This window comes from Paraburkholderia sp. RAU6.4a (assembly GCF_050435625.1).
Classification (GTDB): Bacteria; Pseudomonadota; Gammaproteobacteria; order Burkholderiales; family Burkholderiaceae; genus Paraburkholderia; species Paraburkholderia tuberum.
Map to the genome: position 1 here is coordinate 3,149,825 of NZ_JBNDKQ010000002.1, position 22,476 is coordinate 3,172,300.

Sequence of the window (22,476 nt, forward strand, 5' to 3'; positions counted from 1 at the left end):
GGCGGGGCAGCCCGATCGTTGCGGGACGCGCTCGCCGTTTTGTCGTCTCTTCTTTATTGCTCTGTTTGTCGCGAACGCTCGAAGGCGTCGTGAAGCGATCATGCGAGCAGAGGGCGTAGACGGTCTGTGAGGTGGCGAACCATACGGTCAATGAATGGGGTTGGAGTGCGCGACGATGTCGCCGCGTCGCCATTCAGTTCGAGCGACGGCAGATGTCAATCGCGGAGCCTTGGCGAGGAGCGCCGCCTCGCTTTGGGAGTGGCCGGTCGGTAAGGAAGCTTAGGGAACTGCGCATCGCCGATGACGCTTGCCCACGCCTTCATCCAGCAGGTGGCGAGTGTCTTTTCGGCTTCCGACTCAGCGCGCATAAGGCGGCTCGTGGCAAGACGCAAACGAGCCAACGCATATTCCTTGCGTGTGGATTCCCGACGCAAAAGCGAATGATTCTTCTGCATGCCGGCTACCGAAAAATCAGCGAGAAGCGTGGCAAATTAAATCGGGCCGCATTGCATCGTACCCGACGAACGACCGCGCGGCGCAAGCGACGGACTGCTGTCGAGTAAGGATTCGCTGGGGCGTTGCGTCGCAACACCTGCCACTGTGGTGAAAACGCCAAATCAACCTTGTTTAATTTTGACAAGTCGCGCCGTGCGTTTATCCGTGCGACGATGAAATCGTCAATGTTCCTGACATGAAGATCCAGTTACGGGGGCTCCATGAGTAGCATTCCGCTTATCTGGGCAGCGGTGCCGCACAACAGCGACGGTGTTGTCTTTCAGATCCGGCTTGGCCGCGGACTTCAGCGTTTTCATGTGTCGCGGCGCGTGCTCGAGGATGTGTTCGAGCTCCAACGAAAAGCGTCCGACGCGCGCCAACTCGAATTCTTCTATGTGCACGAGCAACGCATCCTCGCGCGCGCCAGCGCAAAGCGTGCGACGGCCTGCTCGGCCACCGTTTCACTACGGGCCGTGGATTTCGGCGTGTCGAACGACAGCGAGCGCTGGGCGACGCCGAGCGGCGTCGCGCACGGCCTCATCTAGGCGAACCGATGTTTGACGCGCCGCCGCGATCAACGGGCGGCCGTGCGTCGATGCCGCGCGTCAGCGTGCCTTGAGCTGCGCCTCGAGCACTTCGAACGTACCGGGGATGACCGTCGCGCGCGGATGAGAATTGGCAGCCGTGGCCGGGTCGGCCGCGCCGAACTTCGACGACACCAGATAGATCCGGTGCTGCTGTTCATCGAGCGCCATCGTTTTCGCGCCTTCCAGCGTTGGCATGTTCTGCGCGACCGTGTAATGGTCCGCATCGTCTTCATGCACGATCGTCAGCGTGCCGTCCGCGCCGTTCGAACTGAACGCGAGCTTCAAGGCCGGATCGAAAGCCGCCGCGTCGGGGTGACCCCCTATCAGCACCTCGGCCACGCGACGGCCCGACGTCGCATCGACGATCATCATGCGGTGATTGGCGCAAACCGAAAACAGGCGCTCGCTCGCCGGATCGATCGCGAGTCCGGTCGGCGACTCGCACCGCGCGAGTGGCCAATGCGCCAGCACCGTCGCGGACCGACCGTCCATCTCGACGATCTCGGCGCGATCTTCCACATTGACGAACACGTGCCCGTGGCTGTCCGCCGCGAGCGCCTCCGGCTTGCCGCCCACGCTCATCGTGGCGACCACCTTGCGCGTCGCGACGTCGATTGCGCTGACGCTGCCGTCGTGGCCATTGCTCACGAAGATGCGCCGCAAGGCCGGCACGTAGAGGATGCCGTCCGGGTCGGAGCCCGCGGCCTTGATGCTGTCGACGACCTTGAGTGTGTCGAGATCGACGACGCTCACCGTATTGGCGCGGCCGTTGGTGACGAAGCCGAGCTTGAGGTCCTCCACGAACGCGAAGCCGTGCACGCCGGCGGTGTTGGCGATCTCGCCGACCGGTTTGCCGGTGCGCGTATCGATCACCTGCACGTGCGTGTCGCGGCTGATGAAGAGGTGCTGGCGAACAGCGTCGTACGCCACGTAATCCCAACGCTCGCCGCCTTCGAGGCCATAGCGTTTCGCGATTTCGAATTGATCGGCGTTGGCGCCCGTCGCCGCATGGACGTTCGACAGCGCGAGCAGGGAAGCGACGCCGCCGGCGATCAGGGCGGACAGGATATTTTTCAGTTTCGCGTTGAGTAGATTCATATTAGTACTGCGGATGGATTGGGAAGAGGGACGCCATTCCGGTGGGCGGATGACGTCTCTCGTGCGGTTGGGCGTTAGCGGATCATCATTCGTGGTCGTCGAGTTTGAAGTCGACCCACAATTGCTCCGAGAGCGTTTTGCCCACGAATGCGGACTCGGGTTTCGGATAAGCGGCGTCGCGCACGGCTGCGAGCGCTGCGCGGTCCAGCAGTCCGATACCGCTCGACACCACGACGCTGAGGTCGGACACGACGCCGTCGCGATACCGGAACGCGACGCGTGTGCGGCCCGTCATGCCAGCCATGCGGGCCGACTCGGGATAGCGCAGCGCGGCCTGAATCGCCGCGCGCAGCGCACCCTCGAAGCTTGGCGTAGGCGCGGCTGCAACCGGCACCGCAGCGGGTGCGGGCGGTTGCCGCGCGGGCTCGGCTGGCGGTTGCGGCGCGGGCGCGGATGGCGGCTCGGTCGGTGTCGCCGCGGGCTGCACCGGCACCGGAGTCGGCACGCGCTTCGGCACCGCGGCCGTCACGGGCTTCGCGGGCGTGTGCGCAGCATGGCGCACGGGTACGACCGGCCGCGCGGGAGGCGGCACGGGCTTCGCAGGCGGCTGCGGCGGTTGCGGCGCGGGAGCCGGTGCCGCCAGCGTCAGCAGCGTTGGCGGCGCTTCATACGATACGGAAGACACCCGGGTCGTATGCGTGAGCAGCGCAATCGTCGCGCCGAGCACCAGCGCTTGCGCGACGAGCGCGATGGCGGCGGCCGGCAATAGGCGCGTTCGTTGCTGCACGATCCCGCAGGCGGGTACGGTTGCCATATCAGTTCGCCACAGGCTGCGCGGCGAGCGCGATTTGCGATACGCCCGCGGCGCGGCACGCGTCCATCACCGAGACGAGGTGCTGGATCTGCGCCCGCTTCGAGCCGGCAATCGTCACGACCGTATGCGCGACGTCCGTGCGGGCGGCGAGCAGGGTGGTCAATTGCGCAAGGCTCAGCGTGCGGCCGTCGACCGACAGACTGCCGTCGGTCGCGAGCGTTACCGTGACCTGCGGCGGCGGCAGCGCTTGCGCCGTGGCGCTCGACGGCAGCTGCGAGCGCAGCCCCGCGTTCGGGATCATGTGCAGCGTGATCATGATGAAGAACACCAGTAGAAAGAACATGATGTCGATCATCGGGATGATCTCGATGCGCGCCTTTCGCGCCTCGAAATACTTCATCGTCAGACTCCCTGCGAAGCGAATTTGCCGACCACCGGGCGCGGCACTTCATGCATCGGCTTGACCGACTCATGCGTTCTGGCCGCAAGCCGGTTCACGAGCGCCGCCTTCAGGGTTTCGAGCTGATGGACGACGCCTCTTACGCGGTTGTGCAGACCGTTGAAGAACACGAGGCCGATCATCGCGACGAACAGACCCGACGCCGTCGCGATCAGTGCCCCGGCCACGCCGCCCGTGACCTGGGTCGGTGCGTTGCCCGGATTCGACAGCACCTGGAACGCGTTGAACATACCGACGATCGTGCCGAACAGACCGAGCAACGGCGCGAGCGTGACGATCGTGTCGAGCACCCACAGGAAGCGGTCGATGTTCGGTGCTTCGCGCATGATCGCTTCGTCGAGACACGCATCGAGCTCATCGCGCGACGTCTGACCGGCAAGCCGGCCGGCGACCTTCAGCAGGCTCGCCATCGGCAGCGCCTGAAACGGTTCGGCGCATGCCGTCAGCGAGGCGGCGTTCAGTTGTTCGAGGCGGTCGACCTGGTCGAGCACCGCGCGGCTGCCGCTCGATGCGCGTTGCAGGAACCACGAGCGCTCGATGATGATCGTCAGGGCAACGAACAGCATGGCGGCAATCACATACAACACGCCACCGGAATTGTTCGCGAGGTGCAGCAGGTTATCGACAGTCATGAAAGAAGCTCCGTTCAGAAATCGGTGGACAGCGTCGCGACGAACACGCGGCCCGGGATGGTCCAGTAAAGCGGTGTGTTGTCCGCGGCGGTGTAGCCGGCCAGCGCATTGATGCTGGTGCGGTTGAAAAGGTTGTCGATCTGCAAGCCGAGGCGCGTGTCATGCGTCCACGGTGCGAGTCGGGCAAACGTGTACGAGCTGGCGAAGTTGGTGATCGCATAGCCGCCGATCGGCTGGGTGTTGCCGGTATCGCCATACTGATGGCCGACGAACTTCATCAGCAACGAACCGTTGAGCGGCCCGCGTTCGTAGAGCACGCCGGCGGCGGCCGTCGATTGCGGCGCGTTGGGCATCCACGTATTGGTGCTCTTCTGTTTGGCCGAATTGAAGGTCAGATTGCCGTACAGGCTGAAGCCGTCGCCGACCGACAAGGTCGCTTCGGTTTCGACGCCCTTGTAGGTCGCACCACCCGCATTCGAGAAGATCACGTTGTTGCCGACCGTGCGGCTCGTCACCGCGTTGCGGAAGTTGATGTAGTACAGATCGGCGGCGACGGTCAGACGCCCCGTTTTGTACGTCGTGCCGATCTGGTAGTTGTCGGTCTGTTCCGGATCGGGTTGTCCCGAGACGGTCGGATCGTTGACATAGAACACATTCAGGTTCGGCGCGAGAAAGCCCTGCGCGTACTGCGCATACGCGCTCCATTGCGGGGTGATCTGCTGGTGCAGCGTCAACGACGGCAGCACCTTGTCCCACGTGTGGCTGAAATCGAGCGGCTCACCGGTCTTCTGGTTCATCGGCGTATCGATGCTGCGGTTGAACGACACGTACTTGAGTCCCGGCGTAATCGTCAAACCGTTCTGCAGTTGCCAGGCGTATTGCAGATACGGCTGAAACGTCAGCATCGTGTCGTTCATCGTGAAGTTCTGCGAGATGAACGCGAAGTTCAGCGACGAATCGACATTGAAGTTGTCGCGGAAGTTGGACTGGTGCGCGATCCACATGCCGGTCTGCAGCTTGCCGGGACCGAGCTGCCGCTCGAGCGCGAGGACGTCGCCAAACGCGCGGTAGTTGTTGTTCATTTCCTGGCCCGGCACGTTGTTCGGGCCGAAGATCGTGCCGTTTGGCGTTTCACCGTTCGGGTCGAGGCCGTTGAAGCCGTTGTGGTAGTAACCGTACGTATAGAGCTTGTTGTCGATCACCCACTCGGCGACCTTCGTTTTCACGCCGATGTATTCGAAGTCCGTGTTGATCTTGTCGAAGTTGTAGCCGGCATAGGCCTGACTCGTCGGGTCGGCGCCAAGACCGAAGTTGGGACCGAACTGCTGGATCTGCGCGGCCGTCGCGCCGAGCGGCACGTTCTGGTGGATGTTGTTGTAAGTCGCGAACAGCGTGAGCAGCGTGTTGTCGCCGATCGGCTTGTCGAGCTTGAAGTAGACGTTCTGACGGCGCTGGTCCGCGTTGGTCAGATAACCGTCGCTGCTGCTCTGCGCATAGCCGACCATTGCGCGCGCATCGCCCCATTGCTGCAGATAGCCGGTATTGAACTCGGCGCCGGCCTGCCATGTGTCGAAGCTGCCGTACGAGCCGAGCACCGAGAATGCCGGCGATGCCGACGGATCCCTCGACTGCAGGCTGATCGTTCCGCCGAAGGTGGCGAAGCCGATCTGCGAAGCGTCGCCGGGACCGCGGTCGACGACGATATTGCCGAGCACCCGGTTCGAGAAAAACGACGTCGAATGATGGGTGAAGTCGTTGGTATCGCCAAACGGGATGCCGTCGAATGTCACGTTGTACTGACCGTCCTGAAAGCCGCGAATGGACAGGCTCTGCGATTCCATCAGGCCGGAGCCGTTCGGAGAAACATTCGACACGCTCGGCGCGATCTGCACGATCTCGCTGTAGTTCGCGGTCGGAGCGGTACTGTTTTCGATGTAGTGCCGGCTGATCACCGACTGCGGTTGGGTTGCGGTGAGCGAGCCTTGCGACGGCGCCTGTGCCGGTGCCGACTGCACGTTGGTGCTGGTGGCCGTGCCGCTGTTCGATGACGAGACGGCCGTGCTTTGCACGGAGCCGAGATCGCCCGAGGTCTGGGCATGCGAGATCTGCGCGCCGGCCGCGCACAGTGTGGCAAGAACGAATTGCGTCAGCGGCTTCTTTCTAAGGGGAAAACTAACCCGTTGCATGGTGCAGCATCCTTTCGCGAGTGGGGCGATGAACTGGTAGTCGAACGAGGCGGGATGCTATCAACCGTCCGTTAATGCGAAGTGATCGGTATCTTACGAATCTAAAGTTGCTATTACGGATGCCCCACAACAGCGCGATCCGCACTGACGCTACGCGATGCGCTCAGGTTTGTAAGTTTGTGGACACCGCGCATTCATACCGTGCCGAAGCGGCCCGGCGACGACTACCACTCGTACCCGAGCGGTCATGCGACCTTCGGCTATCTGTGCGCGATCCTGCTCGCGCAGATGGTCCCCGAGAAGCGCGATGCGCTATTCGCGCGTGGGCGCGAATTCGGCATGAACCGCGTCGTCGACGGCGTCCACTATCCGGGCGATGTCGAAGCGGGTCGCATCGACGGAACGCTCGTCGCGGCGGCGCTGATGGCCAATCCGGATTTTCAGCGCGACTTTGCCGATGCGAAGGTGGAAGTGCGCGCGGCACTGAAGCTCGACTAGTGTCCTGAGTTAGAAGTTCGTTGAATCAATTCTCTGTTCTTTCCGGAATGACAAAGTGCTGATTAAAAAGTCGCTCGGACTCGCGCAGTCCTTCTTCCGTAAAGATCACGGACTTCGTCTTGTTGACTGGGTCTTCGATGAGGCCTCGTTCATGGAGCCGGTTCAGCACATCCCAGTCGAAGCCCTTCCATGCACGGTATCGGTCATGCAGGGTCAGGTAGAGGAGCGCGAGGGAAACTTCATCAATTGCGTCGGTATTGATATTCATGATGCTCCTGCCGCAGCCTTGCGGACGCGCACACAAAACCGTTCGAGGCTGGCCAGGATCTCATCGGCCGACTTGCTCCAGACAAACGGTTTGGGGTTCGCGTTATAGACATCCAGATAATGACGGATCGCGTCTTCGAGTTGACGTGTCGACCGATGCGTACCGCGTCGAAGGTATTTTTCAGTGAGCGCGGCAAACCATCGTTCGACCTGGTTAAGCCACGACGCCGAGGTGGGTGTGAAGTGAACATGGAAGCGAGGATGACGAGCGAACCAGGCTTTGATCGAGGGCGTTTTGTGCGTGCCATAGTTGTCCATTACCAGATGCACCTCCAGGTAAGACGGCACGCTGGCTTCGATGGTGCGCAGAAAGCGCACAAATTCGCTGCTGCGATGGCGCCGATGTACCTCGCCGATTACTTCACCAGTAGCGATGTCCAGCGCCGCGAACAGGGTGGTCGTACCGTGGCGCATGTAATCGTGGGTACGTCGCTCAGGGATGCCGGGTGCCAACGGCAACATGGGTTGCGTGCGATCGAGCGCCTGAATCTGGCTCTTCTCGTCCACGCACAGCACCATGGCCTTGAGCGGCGGGTCCAGGTAAAGCCCGACGAGATCCCGCACCTTGTCGACGAACATCGGATCGCTGGAGAGCTTGAACGTCTCCTGCCGATGCGGTTGCAAGCCAAAAGCACGCCAGATTCGTGTGACCGCCGTCTGCGACAATTTCATTTCGCGAGCCATCGTGCGCGTGCTCCAGTGAGTCGCTCCGACAGGCACGGACTCGAGCGTCTTCGCGATGACCGCATCGACGCGCGCGTCATCAATCGTCCTCGGTGCGCCGGGCCGTGGTGCATCAAGCAGGCCGTCCACACGATGGCTCACGAATCGCGCCCGCCACTTCGAAACCGTTTGCTGTGTGACCCGCTGTTTCGCCGCAACTGTCTTGTTGTCCATGCCATCGGCACAGGCCAACACGATGCGCGCCCGCAATGCCAGGGCCTGCGCGGTCTTGCGTCGCATCGTCAGCGCTTGCAGGTCTTCGCGCTCCGAATCGCTCAGCACGAGTTCCCCTTTGGACCGTCCACTCATCGTTGCCTCCGCGTATCAAGTGCTACACAGGACACTTTAGTACGTGATCGGCATCATTCAATGAATTTTTAACTCAGGACACTAGTTGCACGTGTGAACGGTTTTCGGCTCCGCGCGGGACGCGTCATGAAGCAGCAACATGGCCATGTCATACTCCGCGCCCGCATAGGCGGCCCCCGCTATTGACGTCGCCGTTCATGCGGCGACGCACGACCACAGGAAACGACGTCCTCTTGGAAAGCAGAGCAGCGATCAACTACCCCGCGGGGCGCAGACCCCGCATTCTCGTCGTCGAAGATGACGAGCGTGTGAGGCTCGAAGTGTCCACCGCGCTCGAGGACTACAACTTCGCGGTGGAAAGCGTGCCGAGCGGCCATGCCGGCCTGTTGCGCGCGCTCAACGGCGATTTCGACGCAGTCGTGCTCGACCGGATGCTGCCCGACGTGGATGGTCTGTCGATCCTCTCCACGTTGCGCAACGTCGGCAAAGAGACCCCGGTGCTGATACTGAGCGCGCTTTCGGCGGTCGACGAACGCGTACGCGGCCTGCGCGCCGGCGGCGATGATTACCTGACCAAACCATTCGACAGTCTCGAGCTGACCGCGCGCCTCAATGCGCTGCTGCGCCGCCGCTCTTCTTCGGAGCAACCGCTGGTGCTGAGCGTCGGCGATCTCGTGCTCGATATGGGCACGCATCAGGTCCGGCGCGCGGGCGATTCGATCGAGTTGAAGCCTCGCGAGTACCAGTTGCTCAGATACCTGATGCTGCATACGGAGCAGCCTGTGACGCGCGCGATGCTGTTCGAGTCGGTCTGGAATTACCGCTTCAATGCGCAGACCAACGTGATCGACATGCATATCGGTCACCTGCGCCGCAAGATCAGTCTGAACGGACGGTTTTCGCTGATGATCCACACGGTTCGAAATGTCGGCTATGTCCTCCGTGCCGGCGAATAGGCGCTGGCCGCGCCTGCCGGCGAACAACGTCACATGGCTGCTGATGGTGTTCATCAGTTGCGCGGTCGTGCTGTTCGCGATGCTCTACTGGATGATGCACACGTATCTGCTGCACGAGGTCGATGAACGGCTGCGCGGAGAAGTGGCCGAGTTCAGCTCGATCGGCCGCGCCGAGGCGATCGCCAATATCGCGGCGCTGAGCCGGCGCGACATCGCGAGCAGCCGGCCCTATGGCGTGTTCGACGAAGAAGGCCGCTGGCTCGCCGGCAATATCCATGCGTTGCCGGCCGAGCGCGAGCGCCGGCCGTTCTACTACACGCAAGCAATGGACGACGGGCCGCCGTCGCTGGCCAGTCATTTTCGCGGCATCATCGTGCCGACGCGTAGCGGTCTGCGGGTGGTCGTCGGTCACTCGATCGACGAGATCATTCATTTCGACCATACGCTCGTGAAGATCCTGTGCCTCGGGCTCATGCTGACGATTCTGCTTGCCGTCGGCTGCGGCGCCGCGCTTCACGCGATGTCGAACCGGCGTATCCGCTCGATGAGTCTGACGGCGCGCGAGATCATGGCGGGTCAACTGAACCGGCGTCTGTCGAATCGCGGCACGCATCACGATCTCGACCGTCTGGCGGAAATCGTCAACCTGATGCTCGATGAAATCGAGCGGCTGGTGGCCGAAGTGCGCGGCGTGTGCGCGGGCATCGCGCACGATCTGCGCACGCCGATGACGCATCTGCGCGCGGGCCTCGAACGCGCGCGGCGGCGCTCGCATACCGTCGACGACTACACGAGCGCCGTCGACACCGCGATCGCGCAATCGGACGTCGTGCTGAACCGTTTCACCGCGCTATTGAGGATCGCGGAGGTCGAAGCGGATGTCAGACGCGCGAGCTTCTGCGACGTGTCGCTGGACACCATCCTGCGCGACGTCGCGGAGTTGTACGAGCCGGTCGCGGAGAACCGTCGTTTGTCGGTCGCGGTGCTTGCGTCCGAACCAGTTTTCGCGCGCGGCGACGTGGATCTGCTGTTCGGCGCTATCGAGAATCTGCTCGATAACGCGCTGAAGTTCACGCCCGGTGGCGGCGCGGTGACGCTGCAAGCAACGCTTGAAGCGGGAAGGCCCGTCGTGCAGGTCGCGGATACTGGACCCGGAATCGAGGCAGGTGAGCGCGATGCAGTCCTGCGTCCGTTCTATCGCAGCAGAAACGGGCAGGAGGCGGCGACTTCGGGGCATGGCGTCGGCTTGAGTCTCGTGGCCGCGATCGCGCGGGTGCACGAGGCCGTCGTGGAGATTCACGACAACACGCCAGGCTGCAGGATCGTGTTGCGGTTCAATGCGGGACTGCCGGCGCGTTGAGGCGAGACGGCGATTGCTCGCGACGGATTTTACGTTGGAGCGTGCCAGAAAAAACGACCTGCCGGATGGCAGGTCGTTTCATTTGAATCTACTAACCCGCTCAGGACTTCGGCACGAGTGCGACGCCGCGCAGCGCCTGGCCATACGGCGCGGTCTGCATCACGGTGAAGCCCTTCGCCGAGCTCACCGTCGAACCGTTGATGCTCACGGTGATCTTGACGAGCTGGTTCGAGTCGGCGCCCGCATCGAACGCGGTGCCGAGGCTGTTGCCGATCGTCGAGGTCACCGCGTAGATCGTGAACGAACCGTCGCTGTTGACCTGGCCCGTGATGTTGCGCAAGCCGTCAGGCGTCGTCGTATAGCTCGCGCCCTTCGTACCGTACGCGCCGGTCGTGTCCGTCACCGTGTAGGCCGTGCCGAGGTTCAGGCCGGTCGTCAGGTTGGCGAGCGGCTTCCACGTGCCGTTCTGGTTCTGATAGACCCACAGGCCGCCGCTGCCGCTCACCTGGTCGCCCGGCGTGCTGTCGCCTTCGTCAGCGACGAACATGATCGACGGATTCGACGCGGGGATCCACATCCCGAACGGATAGACCGTGCCGGTCACCTGGCTAGGCGACGTGAGCGCCGTCAGGTTGGTCGCGAGGGCCGTCGGGAAACCAGGCACGATCGTCGTCGCGGCGTTTTGCGGCAACTTGCCGCCATTGGCGAGCGCACCGGTCGCGCCGACCTGGTACACCGTGTTCACGCCGTTGCCGCCGCTGCCCTTGGAGACATACATCGTGCCGTCCGGGCCGACGAACAGGCCGCGGTAGTTGGCGTCCTTGCCGGTTTTGTCGGCGGCCGTTGCGGGCGTGGTCGGCAGGTTCGCGATCGAGAAGCCGAACTGGTCGCCCGTCGAGCTACCGCCCGTGATCGAACCCATCGACGCCAGCGAGCACGCCGTTCCAGCCGGTGCGACCGCGTACGTGCCGGTGCCCGTGCCGGACTGGAATGCGCCGATTACTTGCGTGAACGCGCATTGGCTGCCCGGAGCGATGCTTTGCACGCCGGTGTTCATCGTCAGCATGTCGAGCTGGGCCGTCGTCGGCTTCGGATTCTTGCCCGAATTGCCGGCATTGCCGACGATGTAGTACATGCCGTTGGCGAGCACGGCCGCGCGGCTGTTGTTGCCGGCGTATGCGTTGGTGTTCGTGAACGACAGGCTGTTATCGGCGAAATTCAGCTGCGCGACGGTACGGTAGGTAGGCGTTGCGATGTCGGTATTCGTCGTGTCGACCACGCCTGGCGTATTCGTGTTTGAGATATCGAGCTGGTCGATCGACGCGTTGTAGCCGGTGAAGGTCAGCGATTTCTGATCCAGCGACACGTTCAGCGCGAGCTCCGACTTCGAGGCGAAGCTGGTGGCGAAATTCACGTTGCTTTTCGCGGCCAGAGCGGTGACGTCCAGCGTTTGCGAGGGGCTCGTCGCGTTCGGTGCCCACTGGTCCAGATACGCTTCCGACGTCACGCCGAAGTTGGCGTCGTTCGAATCGTTGGTGAACACGTTCGGAAAGCCGCCGGGCGTGACGGCCGTCACGGGCGACGTATTGGTGGTCGTGGGCGTCGCGTTATAAGGCAGCGTGCCGCTCACGACGTACGCCGGATCATAGGCCGTGCGCGAGATCAGCAGGTTGCCAGCCGTATAGTTGCTGGCGGAAGTCGAGGGCGTCGTCGTCGTGGCCGGGGTGCTGCTCGTGGTGCCTTGCGGCGCGCTCGTGCTCGACGGGTTTTGGGTGCTGCCGCCGCAGCCGTAGATGGCGGAGATCAGAACCGCGATCGGAAGCGCCTTCAGGGTGGTTTGCATTCTGTGTGTTTGAGTAGGGTGGGTGAAATTTTTTGAAAGTTGCAGCCGGTATTGCAAGTCGCGAGGCTACAAACCACCCGTGGCACAAACATGAATCGAAAATTACTAAAAAGATAAGAATGCGCTGGCGCGATGTCGTTGCGGGATGCCTGGTGTTTTTTGGCGGCGTTGGAGGGCGGAGGGCAGTGCCTGAACGGAAGGCTACGTTGAGGCGGACGGGAAGAGGCGGCTCGCTTGCCGCACGCGTACCTGTTTGCACACGCGGGCAAAGGAAAAAAGAAAAGGGCCGACATGCTTTCGCATGTCAGCCCTCGAATCTTTTGGTAGGCCGTACGGGATTCGAACCTGTGACCAACGGATTAAAAGTCCGCTGCTCTACCAGCTGAGCTAACGACCCAAAAGAGAAGCGAAATTATATCGGCGCACCCATGCCCTGTCAACTCGGCAAGACCGTCTGTTAGGAGCAAATCAATTGTCCGGTTCTGTAGCACGTAATGTGTCCGGTTTTTGGGTGCGGTATGGAACCACCCGTAAGCCGGGCACGCTGGTTACAGGAAACCCGGAAGATGAGATTCGAAGAGGTGTACACGGACTGGCAGGATCGGCGACTTACGCAGGCGGAAGCGGCGCGCCTGCTGGGGGTTTGCGAGCGCACGCTGCGGCGACAGATTGATCGCTACGAGGCGGACGGACTGCAGGGGCTGATCGACAAACGGCTTGACCAGATATCGCATCGTCGGGCGCCCGTCGATGAGGTAGTCAAGCTCGTGGAGCTCTACCGGCGCGATTACCCCGGCTGGAACGTTCGACATTTCCATGGCTGGTACCGGCGTGAGCATGGCGGCCAGCGCAGCTACACGTGGGTCAAGAACCAGTTGCAGCAGGCCGGTGAAGTCAAGCGGGCCAAGGCGCGTGGCAAGCACCGCAAGAAGCGCGAGCGAGCGCCGCTGGCGGGCATGCTGATACATCAGGATGCGAGCCGTCACGAGTGGGTTAGCGGGCACGACTGGGATCTGGTGGTGACAATGGACGATGCGACGGGCGAACACCTGTCGATGTTCTTCTGCGACGAGGAAGGCACGGCGTCGAGTTTCCACGGCGTGGGCCAGACAATCGCGCAGCACGGCCTGTTCTGTGCGCTGTACACCGATCGCGGCAGCCACTATTTCCATACGCCTGAAGCTGGCGGCAAGGTCGACCGAAACAACCCGACGCAGTTCGGCCGGGCGCTGGCGCAGCTGGGCATCGAGCACATCGCGGCGTACTCACCCGAGGCGCGCGGGCGTTCGGAGCGGGCCTTCGGCACGCACCAGGAGCGGCTGCCACGCGAGCTCGCCAAAGCCGGCATCACCAGCATGCAGCAGGCCAATGTGTATCTGGAACAGGTCTATCTTCCCCGCCACAACGCCGAGTTCGCGGTATCTGCAGCCGAGTCAGGCAGCGCCTTCGTGCCGTACATCGGCAATGGCCTGGCCGACATCCTGTGCGAGCACCACGAGCGCACCGTGAACAACGACAACTGTGTGAGCTTCGAGGGGCTGCCACTGCAGATCCCGGCCGGTGGTTCGAGGCCCCATTACGTCAAGCGGCGGGTGCGTGTGCATCGCTACGTGGACGGCTCGCTTGCCGTGTTTTACGGTCCGCGCTGTCTGGGACGTTATGATGCCGCGGGCACACTGCAGGTTGACCCGGTTCAGCAGGCCGCCTGAGGGTTCGCCAGACGGCCGCGTGGGCGGCAAACCGGCTTCGGGCTATGCCCTGCGCCGCTTTGCCGCCCACGCAGGAAAGCGGACAAATCATTTGCTATAAAACCGGACAGTTCTATTTGCTCCCAACACTCGGCAAGACCGTCGCCCAAAATGAAAAGCCCGGGCATCACTACCCGGGCTTTCCAGCGAGAGGCGCGCGTGGCTATCACTTCGGACACTGCGCGTTACCGCCAACTACATCAAAACGTGATCAATCCGACACCACGATCTACTTGATCTGCGACAGCTTGTTCTGCGCCGACTGCGCGACGTCCGAGCCGGCGTATTGCGCGACGATCTGCTCGAGCGTCTTTTTCGCCGCGGCCTTCTGGCCTTGTTCGAGCTGATTGTTCGCGATCGCGAGCAGCGCTTCCGGTGCACGCGGATGCTGCGGATAGTTCTTTACGACACCTTGCCAGACAGTCGTCGAACCCTTGTAGTCGCGCAGTGCATACAGCGCGTTGCCGAGCCAGTATTGCGCGGTCGGCTGATAGGGGCTGTTCGGATATTTGGAGATGAAGCTGCGGAACGATGCCGCCGCGTTCTTGAAGTCGCCGCTGCGGAATTGCTGTGAAGCCGCGTTGAACGCATCGGTTTCACCCGGCTGCACCTCGCCCTGGACGCCGTCCACCGTCTGTTGCTGCGGCTCGAATTTCTTCAGGCGCGTGTCGAGATCGGTGTAGTAGTCCTTCTGCTGCTTTTGCAGCGTCGTGAGCTGGTTCGCCATGTCCTCGTTCTGTCCGCGCAGCGTCGCGACCTGCTGGTTGAGCTGGTCGAGACGGTTGGACTGATCGAGGATCGTGCGTTGCGCCGCCGATAGCTGGCTCGACAGACTATCGGTCTTCGAGCGCAGATCGAGAATGGCCTGGCGGGCCTGATCGTCGTCGAACATGCCCGCATGGGCGGGCACGGCCGTGAGGGCCGTGCCTGCGACGCAGGCCGCTGCGGCAAACCGCAGCCAGGAGAAACGATGCGTCATTCGGCTCACCACCCGTTGACTTACTGTTGATACGCGAGGTCGGCGCGGCGGTTCTGTGCCCACGACGCTTCGTCATGACCCGTTGCCAGCGGCTTTTCCTTGCCGAGGCTCACGGCCTCCATTTGCGAATCCGACACGCCCATCAGCGACAGCGAACGACGCACGGCTTCAGCACGCTTCTGGCCGAGTGCGAGGTTGTATTCGCTGGTGCCGCGCTCGTCGGTGTTGCCCTGGATCAGCACGTGACGCTGCGGGTGGCTCTTCAGATATTGCGCGTGTTGTTGCAGCAGCGGTTGATAGTCATCCTTCACCGAGTAGCTGTCGAAGTCGAAGTAGATGCTGCGCTTCGCGAGCGGGCTGTTCGGATCGTTCAGCGGGTCGACGTTGACCGTCGCGACGTCGTTCGGGTTCGGTTGGGCCGAGCCCGCGCCCTTGTTGGCGTTTTCGTCGAGCTTGACGCCCGAGTGACATGCGGCCAGTGCACCGACCATCACGACGGCGAATGCGAAACGAAGTTTGGACATCATTTGATTACTCTCCTTGTGTTATTGCATCAACGTTATTGCATAAACGGGCCCCAGGACGGCTCGCGTACGCTGCCCCCCTGAACGGACAGGACCTGCCGAGTGCGACCGTCGGTCGATACTGCGGCCAACACGCCACGGCCGTTCACCTGAGTGGCGTAAAGAATGTACTGACCGTTCGCCGCGAAGCTCGGCGATTCGTCATGTGTCGTGTCCGTCAGGCCCGTGGCGGATCCGCCTTGCAGGTCCTGGATGTACAGCTTGAATGCACCGCCGACGCGCGAGATGTAGGCAAGCTCCTTGCCGTCAGGACTCACACGCGGGCTGGTGTTGTAGCTGCCCGTAAACGTGACGCGTTGCGCGCCGCCCGCGCTTTCACCTTGCGCCGGCATCTTGTAGATCTGCGGTGCGCCGCCGCGGTCGCTCGTGAAATAGATCCACTGACCGTCAGGAGAGTAGGTCGGCTCGGTGTCGATCGAGCTGCCTTGCGTCAGACGACGCAGACCGCTGCCGTCCGCGTTGACCGCGAAAATCTGCGTATTGCCGGTACGCGACAGCGCGACGGCGAGCGTGCGGCCATCCGGCGACCACGCCGGCGCACTGTTGTTGCCCTTCTGGTCCGATACGACGACGCGCCGGCCCGTGGGCAGGTCGTGGATATAGACGATCGGCTTCTTCTTCTCGAACGACACGTAAGCGACCTTGGTGCCGTCGGGCGACCAGGCCGGCGAGATGATCGGTTCGGGGCTCGACAGCGCGATGTGCGCGTCCTGACCGTCCGAATCCGAGATCTGCAGCTGGTAGCGGTTGCCCGACTTGATCACATACGACAGGCGCGTGGCGAACACGCCGCGATTGCCCATCAGCTTGGCGTAAATGTAGTCCGCGACCTTGTGCGCGCTCATGCGCAGACCGCTTTCCGGGCTCACCAGCACGAGGCCGCCGAGGCTTTCGCCCTTGACCGTGTCGTACAGCTTGAAGCGCACTTCGTACTGGCCGTTCGGCAGGCGGTTCACGCTGCCCGCGACGAACGCGTTGGCGCCCTTCGCCTTCCATGCGCCGAGGTCGACGGAATCGGTCTCGGACACCGGCGTCGAGCCTGCGTCGATATTCGTGAATTTGCCGCTGCGTTGCAGATCCTGACGCACGATCGTGCTGACCTGCTGCGGGGAGTTCGCTTCATTGGCGAAATTCGCCGTTGCGATCGGAAACTGAGTGGATCCGACGCCCGTCACGAGGACGTTGAGTTGTGCGTTGGCGGCGCCGCCGACGGCGATCAGGCACGTTGCCACGAGTGTTCGCAGGCCTAGCTTGGTCATCAAACTCATGCTGTATGGGTTCCTCAAAACGGTTTTACTTAATACTCGAAGACAGCAGACAGACCGGAAAACGGCTATTTCGTTCCCGCGCAACGCCGCGCCGGGTGGGGCGCGGCGTTGGCCGCTGGTCGGCTGTCAGCCTGCACATCAAGCCGCCGGACGCAGCGTGATAGTGAAGTAGTCCGGCGTCTTGCCATTGACGTCCCGAGGCATCGGATCGGAGGCTTTCACCGCCCGCAACGCGGCGGCGTCCCACGCGGCGTTGCCGCTGCTGTGGGTAATGTTTGCGCTCAGCTGATTGCCGTCCGGCGAACAACGCACGGCGATCACGGTCTCGAGACCTTCCGTTTCGCCGCCCCAGTTCACATGCTGAAGCACCAGCCGTCGTACCTTGTCCGCGTAACCCGGCGATGCCGCCGTGCCGCCCGAGCCGCTACCCGTTCCGCTCTTGCCCAGTCCGTTGCTGCTCGAACTGCTGCCGCCCACGCCGCCAGCCAGACCCTGCATCTGCGCAAGCCGCGCGCGACGTTCGTTGTCGAGCTGCTTTTTCGCCTGCGCGGCCGCATCGGCTTGCGCCTTGGCCTTCGCCGCTTTCTCCGCCTCAGCCTTCTTCTGCGCTTCTGTCTGAGCCTGCTTTTGCTGCTGCTCCTGCTGTTCTTTCAGTTGCTGTTGCTTCTGCTGCTCGGCGAGCTGCTGTTGCTTGAGCTTCTCGGCCTGCTGCTGTTGCTGCTGTTGCGCCTGCTGCTGCTTGAGCTTCGCGGCCTTCTGCGCCGCGAGTTGGGCCGCCTGTTCGGCCGCCAGCTGTTGCTGCCGCTTCGCTTCCGCTTCCTGCTGCTCTTTCAGCTTCAGCTGGCGCTGCTGTTCGGCCAGTTGGGCCGCGCGAGCCGCTTCCTGCTGCTGACGCTTCTTTTCCTGCAGCGCGATGTCGGCCTGTTCGTCGCGCACGGGCGGAGCAGGGGCGACCGGCGTGGGCGGCGGCGTGACGACGGGACGCGGAATCGCCGAATCCGGCACCTCTGTCCACAGTTCCGCCTGCTCGCCCTCGGGCGTGCTGTTCTGCCATTGGATGCCGCGATACAGGAAGAATCCGAGCAGCGCATGCATCACCAGCGCGAACAGAAAAGCTCGCCCGGTGCCGCGTTCACGCGGCGGCTGAAGCGGGTATTCGGAGTTCTTGCGGATCATTGCGATTTGACGAGCAATCCGACGCGCTTGACGCCCCGAGCCTTCAGATCGGACATCACGTTCATCACGACTTCGTATTTCACGGTTTTGTCGGCGGCGATCACGACGGGCTGATCGGGGTGCGATTGTGCCCGATCGGCGATGAAACCGTTGAGGCCAGCCTTCGTCATGTCTTCCTGCTGCTGCGCGCCGGAGTCGTCCTTGTACTTGACGCTCATATTGCCGTCCGCGCGGATGTTGACGATGACGGGCGGCGTCTGCTGTTGGGGCGCCGCGCCGCCGACGGTCGGCAGATTGACGATCGACGGCGCGACGAGCGGCGCCGTGACCATGAAGATCACTAGCAGCACGAGCATTACGTCGATGTACGGCACGACGTTGATGTCGGCCATTGCGCGACGCGAGCGCGAGCCGCGCATGCTGGAGGAACGGGAGCCTGCCATCATGGCCTCCTCAGTGTGCCTGGCGCTGCAGGATGTTCGAGAACTCTTCGATGAAGGTTTCGAAACGGATCGCCAGACGGTCGATGTCGTGCGCGTAGCGGTTGTAGGCGACCACGGCCGGAATTGCGGCGAACAGGCCGATCGCGGTGGCGGTCAGGGCCTCGGCGATGCCCGGCGCGACGTTCGCGAGCGTGGCCTGCTGCACGTTGGCGAGGCCGCGGAACGCATTCATGATCCCCCACACCGTGCCGAACAGACCGATATACGGGCTGACCGAACCGACCGACGCGAGGAACGCCAGATTCGCTTCGAGAACGTCCATTTCGCGTTGGAACGCCGCGCGCATCGCGCGCCGGGCGCCGTCGAGAATCGCGCCCGAATCGTTCAGGCGCTTCTCTTTGCCCTTCAGGAATTCCCGCATGCCGGACTCGAAAATCCGCTCGAGCGCGCCGATCCTGTGACGGTTGTTCGCGGCGCTCTGATACAGCGCCTGCAGGTCGCCGCCCGACCAGAAATCACGCTCGAAGCGTTCAGTTTGCGCGCGCGCCCGGCGAATCGCAAACCACTTGCGGAAGATGAAAGTCCAGGAGAGTAGCGACAGCAACAGCAGCAGAGCCATGACGGCCTGGGCCAGCAGGCTCGCGTTGAGTACGAGTGAAACGATCGACAGATCTTGTGTAGTGTTCATAAAGGTTCGTTTTAACGTCCCGGGAAGGGGGCGTCCGGCTGCAAGGTCGCTTCAAGCTTGCCGTGGGCAAAACGGAAGCTTCGGCGATATCGAAGCCGAACCATGCTTTGTGTTACCTGACCGGTATGAGTTCACTGGCCCCGTAACAACGAGGCTCAGGGATCGTCCGTTGACATGCCGCCGTCGTTCAGTCAGCGCTCTCGCTAGTGCCCGGCCCGTGCCGCAGCGCGGCGAGAACCGACGGCGGGATCGCGGCTGGCCGCAGCGTCGCGCGGTCCACACAGCCAATCCGGACCGAACCGGTGGCAAGCAGCGTGCCTTCGCGCCATGCTTCCTGCACGAAGTCTACCGAAGCTCGGCCAAGACGCTCGATCCGGCTGATAATTTTCACGATGTCGTCGAGTCTGGCCGGAGCCCGGTAATCGACCGCGGTACTGCGCACGATGAAAATCGTGTCGTTTTCTTCCGCAAGCCGGTGCTGGTCGACGCCGCACGCGCGCAGCCATTCGGTGCGAGCGCGTTCGAAAAACTTCAGGTAATTGGCGTAAAACACGATGCCGCCGGCGTCGGTATCTTCGTAGTACACGCGGATGGGCCACGTATAGCCGATTTCCGTGCCTGGCTGGCTGGTCGACATATTCATGCGGCGCATTCTACCGGAACGCACAACCCGGGGTCTGTTTCGAAGTGTGAGTTGCTTGTGGCGGGCGTCGGCGGCGATGGGAGCCGGCTTTGCCGGCCGCCCGCCTTCAAACTCAGCCGCGATGCACGGACAGACCGGCGAACGACTGCGCGACCGGCATCAGCTCGATCGTGTTGATGTTGACGTGGGCTGGGCGCGTGGCGATCCAGTAGATGGAATCGGCGATGTCTTCGGCCGTCAGCGGCTGCACGTTTTCGTAGACCTTGGCGGCCTTGTCGTCGTCGCCGCGATAACGCACGTTCGAGAATTCGGTGCCGCCGCACAGGCCCGGCTCGATGTCGGTCACGCGCAGCGCGGTGCCGGCGAGGTCGGCGCGCAGGTTCAGGCTGAACTGGCGCACGAACGCCTTGGTCGCGCCGTACACGTTGCCGCCCGCGTACGGCCAGCGGCCCGCCACCGAACCCAGATTGAAGATATGCCCGCGGTTGCGCTCGACCATGCCGGGCAACAGCGCATGCGTGACCTGCGCGAGGCCCGTGCAATTGGTCTCGATCATGGTGTTCCATTCATCGAGACTTGCCTTGTGAGCCGGCTCGGTGCCGAGCGCGAGGCCGGCGTTGTTGACGAGCACGTCGATCGCGGCGAAGTCCGCCGGCAGCGAGGCGGGCACGGCTTCGACGGCGGCGCGATCGCGCACGTCGAGCTCGTACGGCAGCAGCGCGTCGCCGAGCTCGTCGGCGAGTGCTTGCAGACGGTCCTTGCGGCGTGCAGTGGCGACGACACGATGGCCGCCCTTGACGAACGAGCGGGCGATGGCGGCGCCGAATCCGGCCGACGCTCCTGTGACAAACACGATCATTGCAGTTCCCTGGTCGGTAAGAGACAAAGGCCCAAAGCCTACTTCCAATGGCACGCTGCGGCAAGGATGCACGAGCCGGATCGGCGGCTGCCGCGGCGGCGCGCAACGGGTGCGCGGCGCGACCGGCGCGCTTTCCTCAGATGGTTGCGCAGCGGGGCCGCCAAACCGTCCGGAGGCCCCGCCAGCGGCCGCCGGAGCACCCGCAAGTCGGTTGCCTATTCGGGCCTCTTCCAATACACTAACGCGCTCGACCCTGCGTGACTGGCGATAGAACCGAGTCGTCCGACTCAGCCGATTCAACCAATCGGGTTCAAGGTGGAACAACCCACCGTGAAGCGCAGGGTGCCGTTTTGCCGTTCGCCTGGGCAGCCGTGAACCGCGCGCATTAATCTGCGCTGACGGTGGCTGGCTCGCCTCGCGTGTGCGGCGACTCTCCATTCGCCACGTCAGGGCAAGCCTCGCCGCCCAAAGCGCTGCGTACCCCGCTGTGTACCCTCTACGCAGGATTCGGCGCACGATCCGGTCAACCTGAAAACACTCAACGGAACCCGTATGTTTGACAGAGCCCAAAGCACCATCGCCAACGTCGATCCTGAACTCTGGAAGGTCATCGAGCAGGAAAACCGCCGTCAGGAAGAGCACATCGAACTGATCGCGTCGGAAAACTACACGAGCCCGGCCGTGATGGCCGCGCAAGGCTCGCAACTCACGAACAAGTACGCCGAAGGGTATCCGGGCAAGCGCTATTACGGCGGCTGTGAATACGTCGACGTCGCCGAGCAGCTGGCGATCGACCGCGTGAAGCAGCTGTTCGGCGCCGAAGCCGCGAACGTGCAGCCGAACTCGGGCTCGCAGGCGAACCAGGGCGTGTTCTTCGCGATGCTCAAGCCGGGCGACACGATCATGGGCATGAGCCTCGCGCACGGCGGCCACCTCACGCACGGCTCGCCGGTCAACATGTCGGGCAAGTGGTTCAACGTGGTCAGCTACGGCTTGAACGAAGCCGAAGACATCGACTACGACGCCGCCGAGAAGCTCGCGCAAGAACACAAGCCGAAGCTGATCGTAGCGGGCGCGTCCGCGTTCGCGCTGCGCATCGATTTCGAACGCATGTCGAAGATCGCGAAGTCGGTCGGCGCGTACTTCATGGTCGACATGGCGCACTACGCCGGTCTCGTCGCCGCGGGCGTTTATCCGAACCCGGTGCCGCACGCCGATTTCGTCACCACCACCACGCACAAGAGCCTGCGCGGCCCGCGCGGCGGCGTGATCCTGATGAAGGCCGAGTTCGAGAAGCCGATCAACTCGGCGATTTTCCCGGGCATCCAGGGCGGTCCGTTGATGCACGTGATCGCCGCGAAGGCCGTCGCGTTCAAGGAAGCGCTTTCGCCGGAATTCAAGGCGTATCAGCAGCAGGTCGTCGAGAACGCGCGTGTGCTTGCTGAAACGCTGGTCAAGCGCGGTCTGCGCATCGTGTCGGGTCGCACCGAAAGCCACGTGATGCTGGTCGACCTGCGCGCGAAGAAGATCACCGGCAAGGCTGCGGAAGCGGCACTCGGCGCGGCACACATCACGGTCAACAAGAACGCGATCCCGAACGATCCGGAAAAGCCGTTCGTGACCTCGGGTATCCGCCTCGGTTCTCCGGCCATGACCACGCGCGGCTTCGGCGTGAAGGAAGCCGAGCAGGTCGGCAACCTGATCGCCGACGTGCTGGACAACCCGGAAGATGCCGCGACGATCGAGCGCGTGAAGGTTCAGGTCGCCGATCTGACCAAGCGCTTTCCGGTTTACGGCTAA

Annotated in this window: 22 protein-coding genes, 1 tRNA gene and 1 riboswitch; of the genes, 6 read left to right on the forward strand and 17 right to left on the reverse strand. The window is 62.9% G+C overall.

The features are described from left to right. The first annotated feature begins 716 nt into the window (after positions 1-716). On the forward strand, positions 717-1,040 hold the full coding sequence (locus OKW40_RS19335; protein WP_429491022.1) for a hypothetical protein: 324 nt from the start codon (positions 717-719) through the stop codon (positions 1,038-1,040). Positions 1,041-1,100: 60 nt separating this feature from the next. Here OKW40_RS19335 and OKW40_RS19340 read toward each other — a convergent pair whose 3' ends face one another. The 5 genes from OKW40_RS19340 to OKW40_RS19360 all read right to left on the reverse strand — a co-directional run bounded on the left by OKW40_RS19340 (position 1,101) and on the right by OKW40_RS19360 (position 6,272). Next, complete coding sequence (locus OKW40_RS19340; RefSeq protein WP_429491024.1) at positions 1,101-2,180, reverse strand: hypothetical protein; 1,080 nt, start codon at positions 2,178-2,180, stop codon at positions 1,101-1,103. A gap of 85 nt (positions 2,181-2,265) precedes the next feature. Beyond that, positions 2,266-2,994 carry a TonB family protein gene (locus OKW40_RS19345; protein ID WP_429491025.1) on the reverse strand — a complete coding sequence of 243 codons (729 nt, stop codon included), beginning with the start codon at positions 2,992-2,994 and terminating at the stop codon, positions 2,266-2,268. A 1-nt stretch (position 2,995) separates the two neighbouring features. Further along, positions 2,996-3,394: an ExbD/TolR family protein gene (locus OKW40_RS19350; protein ID WP_429491027.1), complete on the reverse strand. Its 399-nt coding sequence runs from the start codon at positions 3,392-3,394 to the stop codon at positions 2,996-2,998. 2 nt (positions 3,395-3,396) lie between these two features. After that, positions 3,397-4,086 carry a MotA/TolQ/ExbB proton channel family protein gene (locus OKW40_RS19355; protein ID WP_429491028.1) on the reverse strand — a complete coding sequence of 230 codons (690 nt, stop codon included), beginning with the start codon at positions 4,084-4,086 and terminating at the stop codon, positions 3,397-3,399. Positions 4,087-4,100: 14 nt separating this feature from the next. Continuing rightward, positions 4,101-6,272, reverse strand: coding sequence for a TonB-dependent receptor (locus tag OKW40_RS19360; protein WP_429491030.1), 2,172 nt, complete (start codon positions 6,270-6,272; stop codon positions 4,101-4,103). A gap of 201 nt (positions 6,273-6,473) precedes the next feature. Here OKW40_RS19360 and OKW40_RS19365 point away from each other — a divergent pair, with 201 nt between their 5' ends. Continuing rightward, positions 6,474-6,770 (forward strand): phosphatase PAP2 family protein, encoded by a 297-nt coding sequence (locus tag OKW40_RS19365; protein ID WP_429491031.1) that lies wholly within the window; start codon positions 6,474-6,476, stop codon positions 6,768-6,770. 25 nt (positions 6,771-6,795) lie between these two features. On the opposite strand, the gene OKW40_RS19370 is transcribed toward OKW40_RS19365, so the two are convergent. Continuing rightward, entirely contained in the window at positions 6,796-7,038 is a 243-nt protein-coding gene (locus OKW40_RS19370) for a DUF6429 family protein (protein WP_090812276.1), read from the reverse strand. After that, positions 7,035-8,129, reverse strand: a complete 1,095-nt coding sequence (locus OKW40_RS19375; RefSeq protein ID WP_429491033.1) for an IS630 family transposase — start codon at positions 8,127-8,129, stop codon at positions 7,035-7,037. Before OKW40_RS19375 ends, OKW40_RS19370 begins: the two co-directional genes overlap by 4 nt. Positions 8,130-8,362: 233 nt before the next feature. On the opposite strand from OKW40_RS19375, the gene OKW40_RS19380 reads away from it, so the two are divergent. Further along, positions 8,363-9,085, forward strand: a complete 723-nt coding sequence (locus tag OKW40_RS19380; protein ID WP_429491035.1) for a response regulator transcription factor — start codon at positions 8,363-8,365, stop codon at positions 9,083-9,085. Then, positions 9,063-10,445 (forward strand): sensor histidine kinase, encoded by a 1,383-nt coding sequence (locus OKW40_RS19385; protein WP_184062260.1) that lies wholly within the window; start codon positions 9,063-9,065, stop codon positions 10,443-10,445. Before OKW40_RS19380 ends, OKW40_RS19385 begins: the two co-directional genes overlap by 23 nt. A gap of 100 nt (positions 10,446-10,545) precedes the next feature. On the opposite strand, the gene OKW40_RS19390 is transcribed toward OKW40_RS19385, so the two are convergent. Both OKW40_RS19390 and OKW40_RS19395 read right to left on the reverse strand, forming a co-directional pair. Next, positions 10,546-12,288, reverse strand: a complete 1,743-nt coding sequence (locus OKW40_RS19390) for a hypothetical protein (protein WP_429491037.1) — start codon at positions 12,286-12,288, stop codon at positions 10,546-10,548. A 321-nt stretch (positions 12,289-12,609) separates the two neighbouring features. Next, positions 12,610-12,685, reverse strand: a tRNA-Lys gene (locus OKW40_RS19395). A gap of 169 nt (positions 12,686-12,854) precedes the next feature. Between OKW40_RS19395 and OKW40_RS19400 the strand changes: the two genes are divergently transcribed. Then, a complete protein-coding gene (locus OKW40_RS19400; protein WP_429335789.1) occupies positions 12,855-13,997 on the forward strand; it encodes an ISNCY family transposase in 1,143 nt (380 codons plus the stop codon). Positions 13,998-14,265: 268 nt separating this feature from the next. On the opposite strand, the gene ybgF is transcribed toward OKW40_RS19400, so the two are convergent. The 8 genes from ybgF to ydfG form a co-directional block, all read right to left on the reverse strand. Next, positions 14,266-15,015 (reverse strand): tol-pal system protein YbgF, encoded by a 750-nt coding sequence (gene ybgF, locus OKW40_RS19405; protein ID WP_184034372.1) that lies wholly within the window; start codon positions 15,013-15,015, stop codon positions 14,266-14,268. Between the two features lie 20 nt (positions 15,016-15,035). Further along, a complete protein-coding gene (pal, locus tag OKW40_RS19410; protein WP_018419502.1) occupies positions 15,036-15,542 on the reverse strand; it encodes a peptidoglycan-associated lipoprotein Pal in 507 nt (168 codons plus the stop codon). Between the two features lie 32 nt (positions 15,543-15,574). After that, a complete protein-coding gene (tolB, locus tag OKW40_RS19415; RefSeq protein ID WP_429407343.1) occupies positions 15,575-16,867 on the reverse strand; it encodes a Tol-Pal system beta propeller repeat protein TolB in 1,293 nt (430 codons plus the stop codon). Positions 16,868-17,005: 138 nt separating this feature from the next. Beyond that, entirely contained in the window at positions 17,006-18,043 is a 1,038-nt protein-coding gene (gene tolA, locus OKW40_RS19420; RefSeq protein WP_184062256.1) for a cell envelope integrity protein TolA, read from the reverse strand. Beyond that, positions 18,040-18,486 (reverse strand): protein TolR, encoded by a 447-nt coding sequence (gene tolR / locus OKW40_RS19425; protein WP_184062426.1) that lies wholly within the window; start codon positions 18,484-18,486, stop codon positions 18,040-18,042. The genes tolA and tolR overlap by 4 nt, the downstream gene beginning before the upstream one ends. Positions 18,487-18,496: 10 nt before the next feature. Then, complete coding sequence (tolQ, locus tag OKW40_RS19430) at positions 18,497-19,174, reverse strand: protein TolQ (protein WP_090803171.1); 678 nt, start codon at positions 19,172-19,174, stop codon at positions 18,497-18,499. Between the two features lie 187 nt (positions 19,175-19,361). Further along, complete coding sequence (gene ybgC, locus OKW40_RS19435; RefSeq protein WP_184062254.1) at positions 19,362-19,826, reverse strand: tol-pal system-associated acyl-CoA thioesterase; 465 nt, start codon at positions 19,824-19,826, stop codon at positions 19,362-19,364. A 103-nt stretch (positions 19,827-19,929) separates the two neighbouring features. After that, positions 19,930-20,676 carry a bifunctional NADP-dependent 3-hydroxy acid dehydrogenase/3-hydroxypropionate dehydrogenase YdfG gene (gene ydfG / locus OKW40_RS19440; RefSeq protein ID WP_090803174.1) on the reverse strand — a complete coding sequence of 249 codons (747 nt, stop codon included), beginning with the start codon at positions 20,674-20,676 and terminating at the stop codon, positions 19,930-19,932. Positions 20,677-20,923: 247 nt separating this feature from the next. Beyond that, positions 20,924-21,050: riboswitch (ZMP/ZTP riboswitch) on the forward strand. A 178-nt stretch (positions 21,051-21,228) separates the two neighbouring features. On the opposite strand from ydfG, the gene glyA reads away from it, so the two are divergent. Next, positions 21,229-22,476: a serine hydroxymethyltransferase gene (gene glyA, locus OKW40_RS19445; RefSeq protein WP_090803175.1), complete on the forward strand. Its 1,248-nt coding sequence runs from the start codon at positions 21,229-21,231 to the stop codon at positions 22,474-22,476.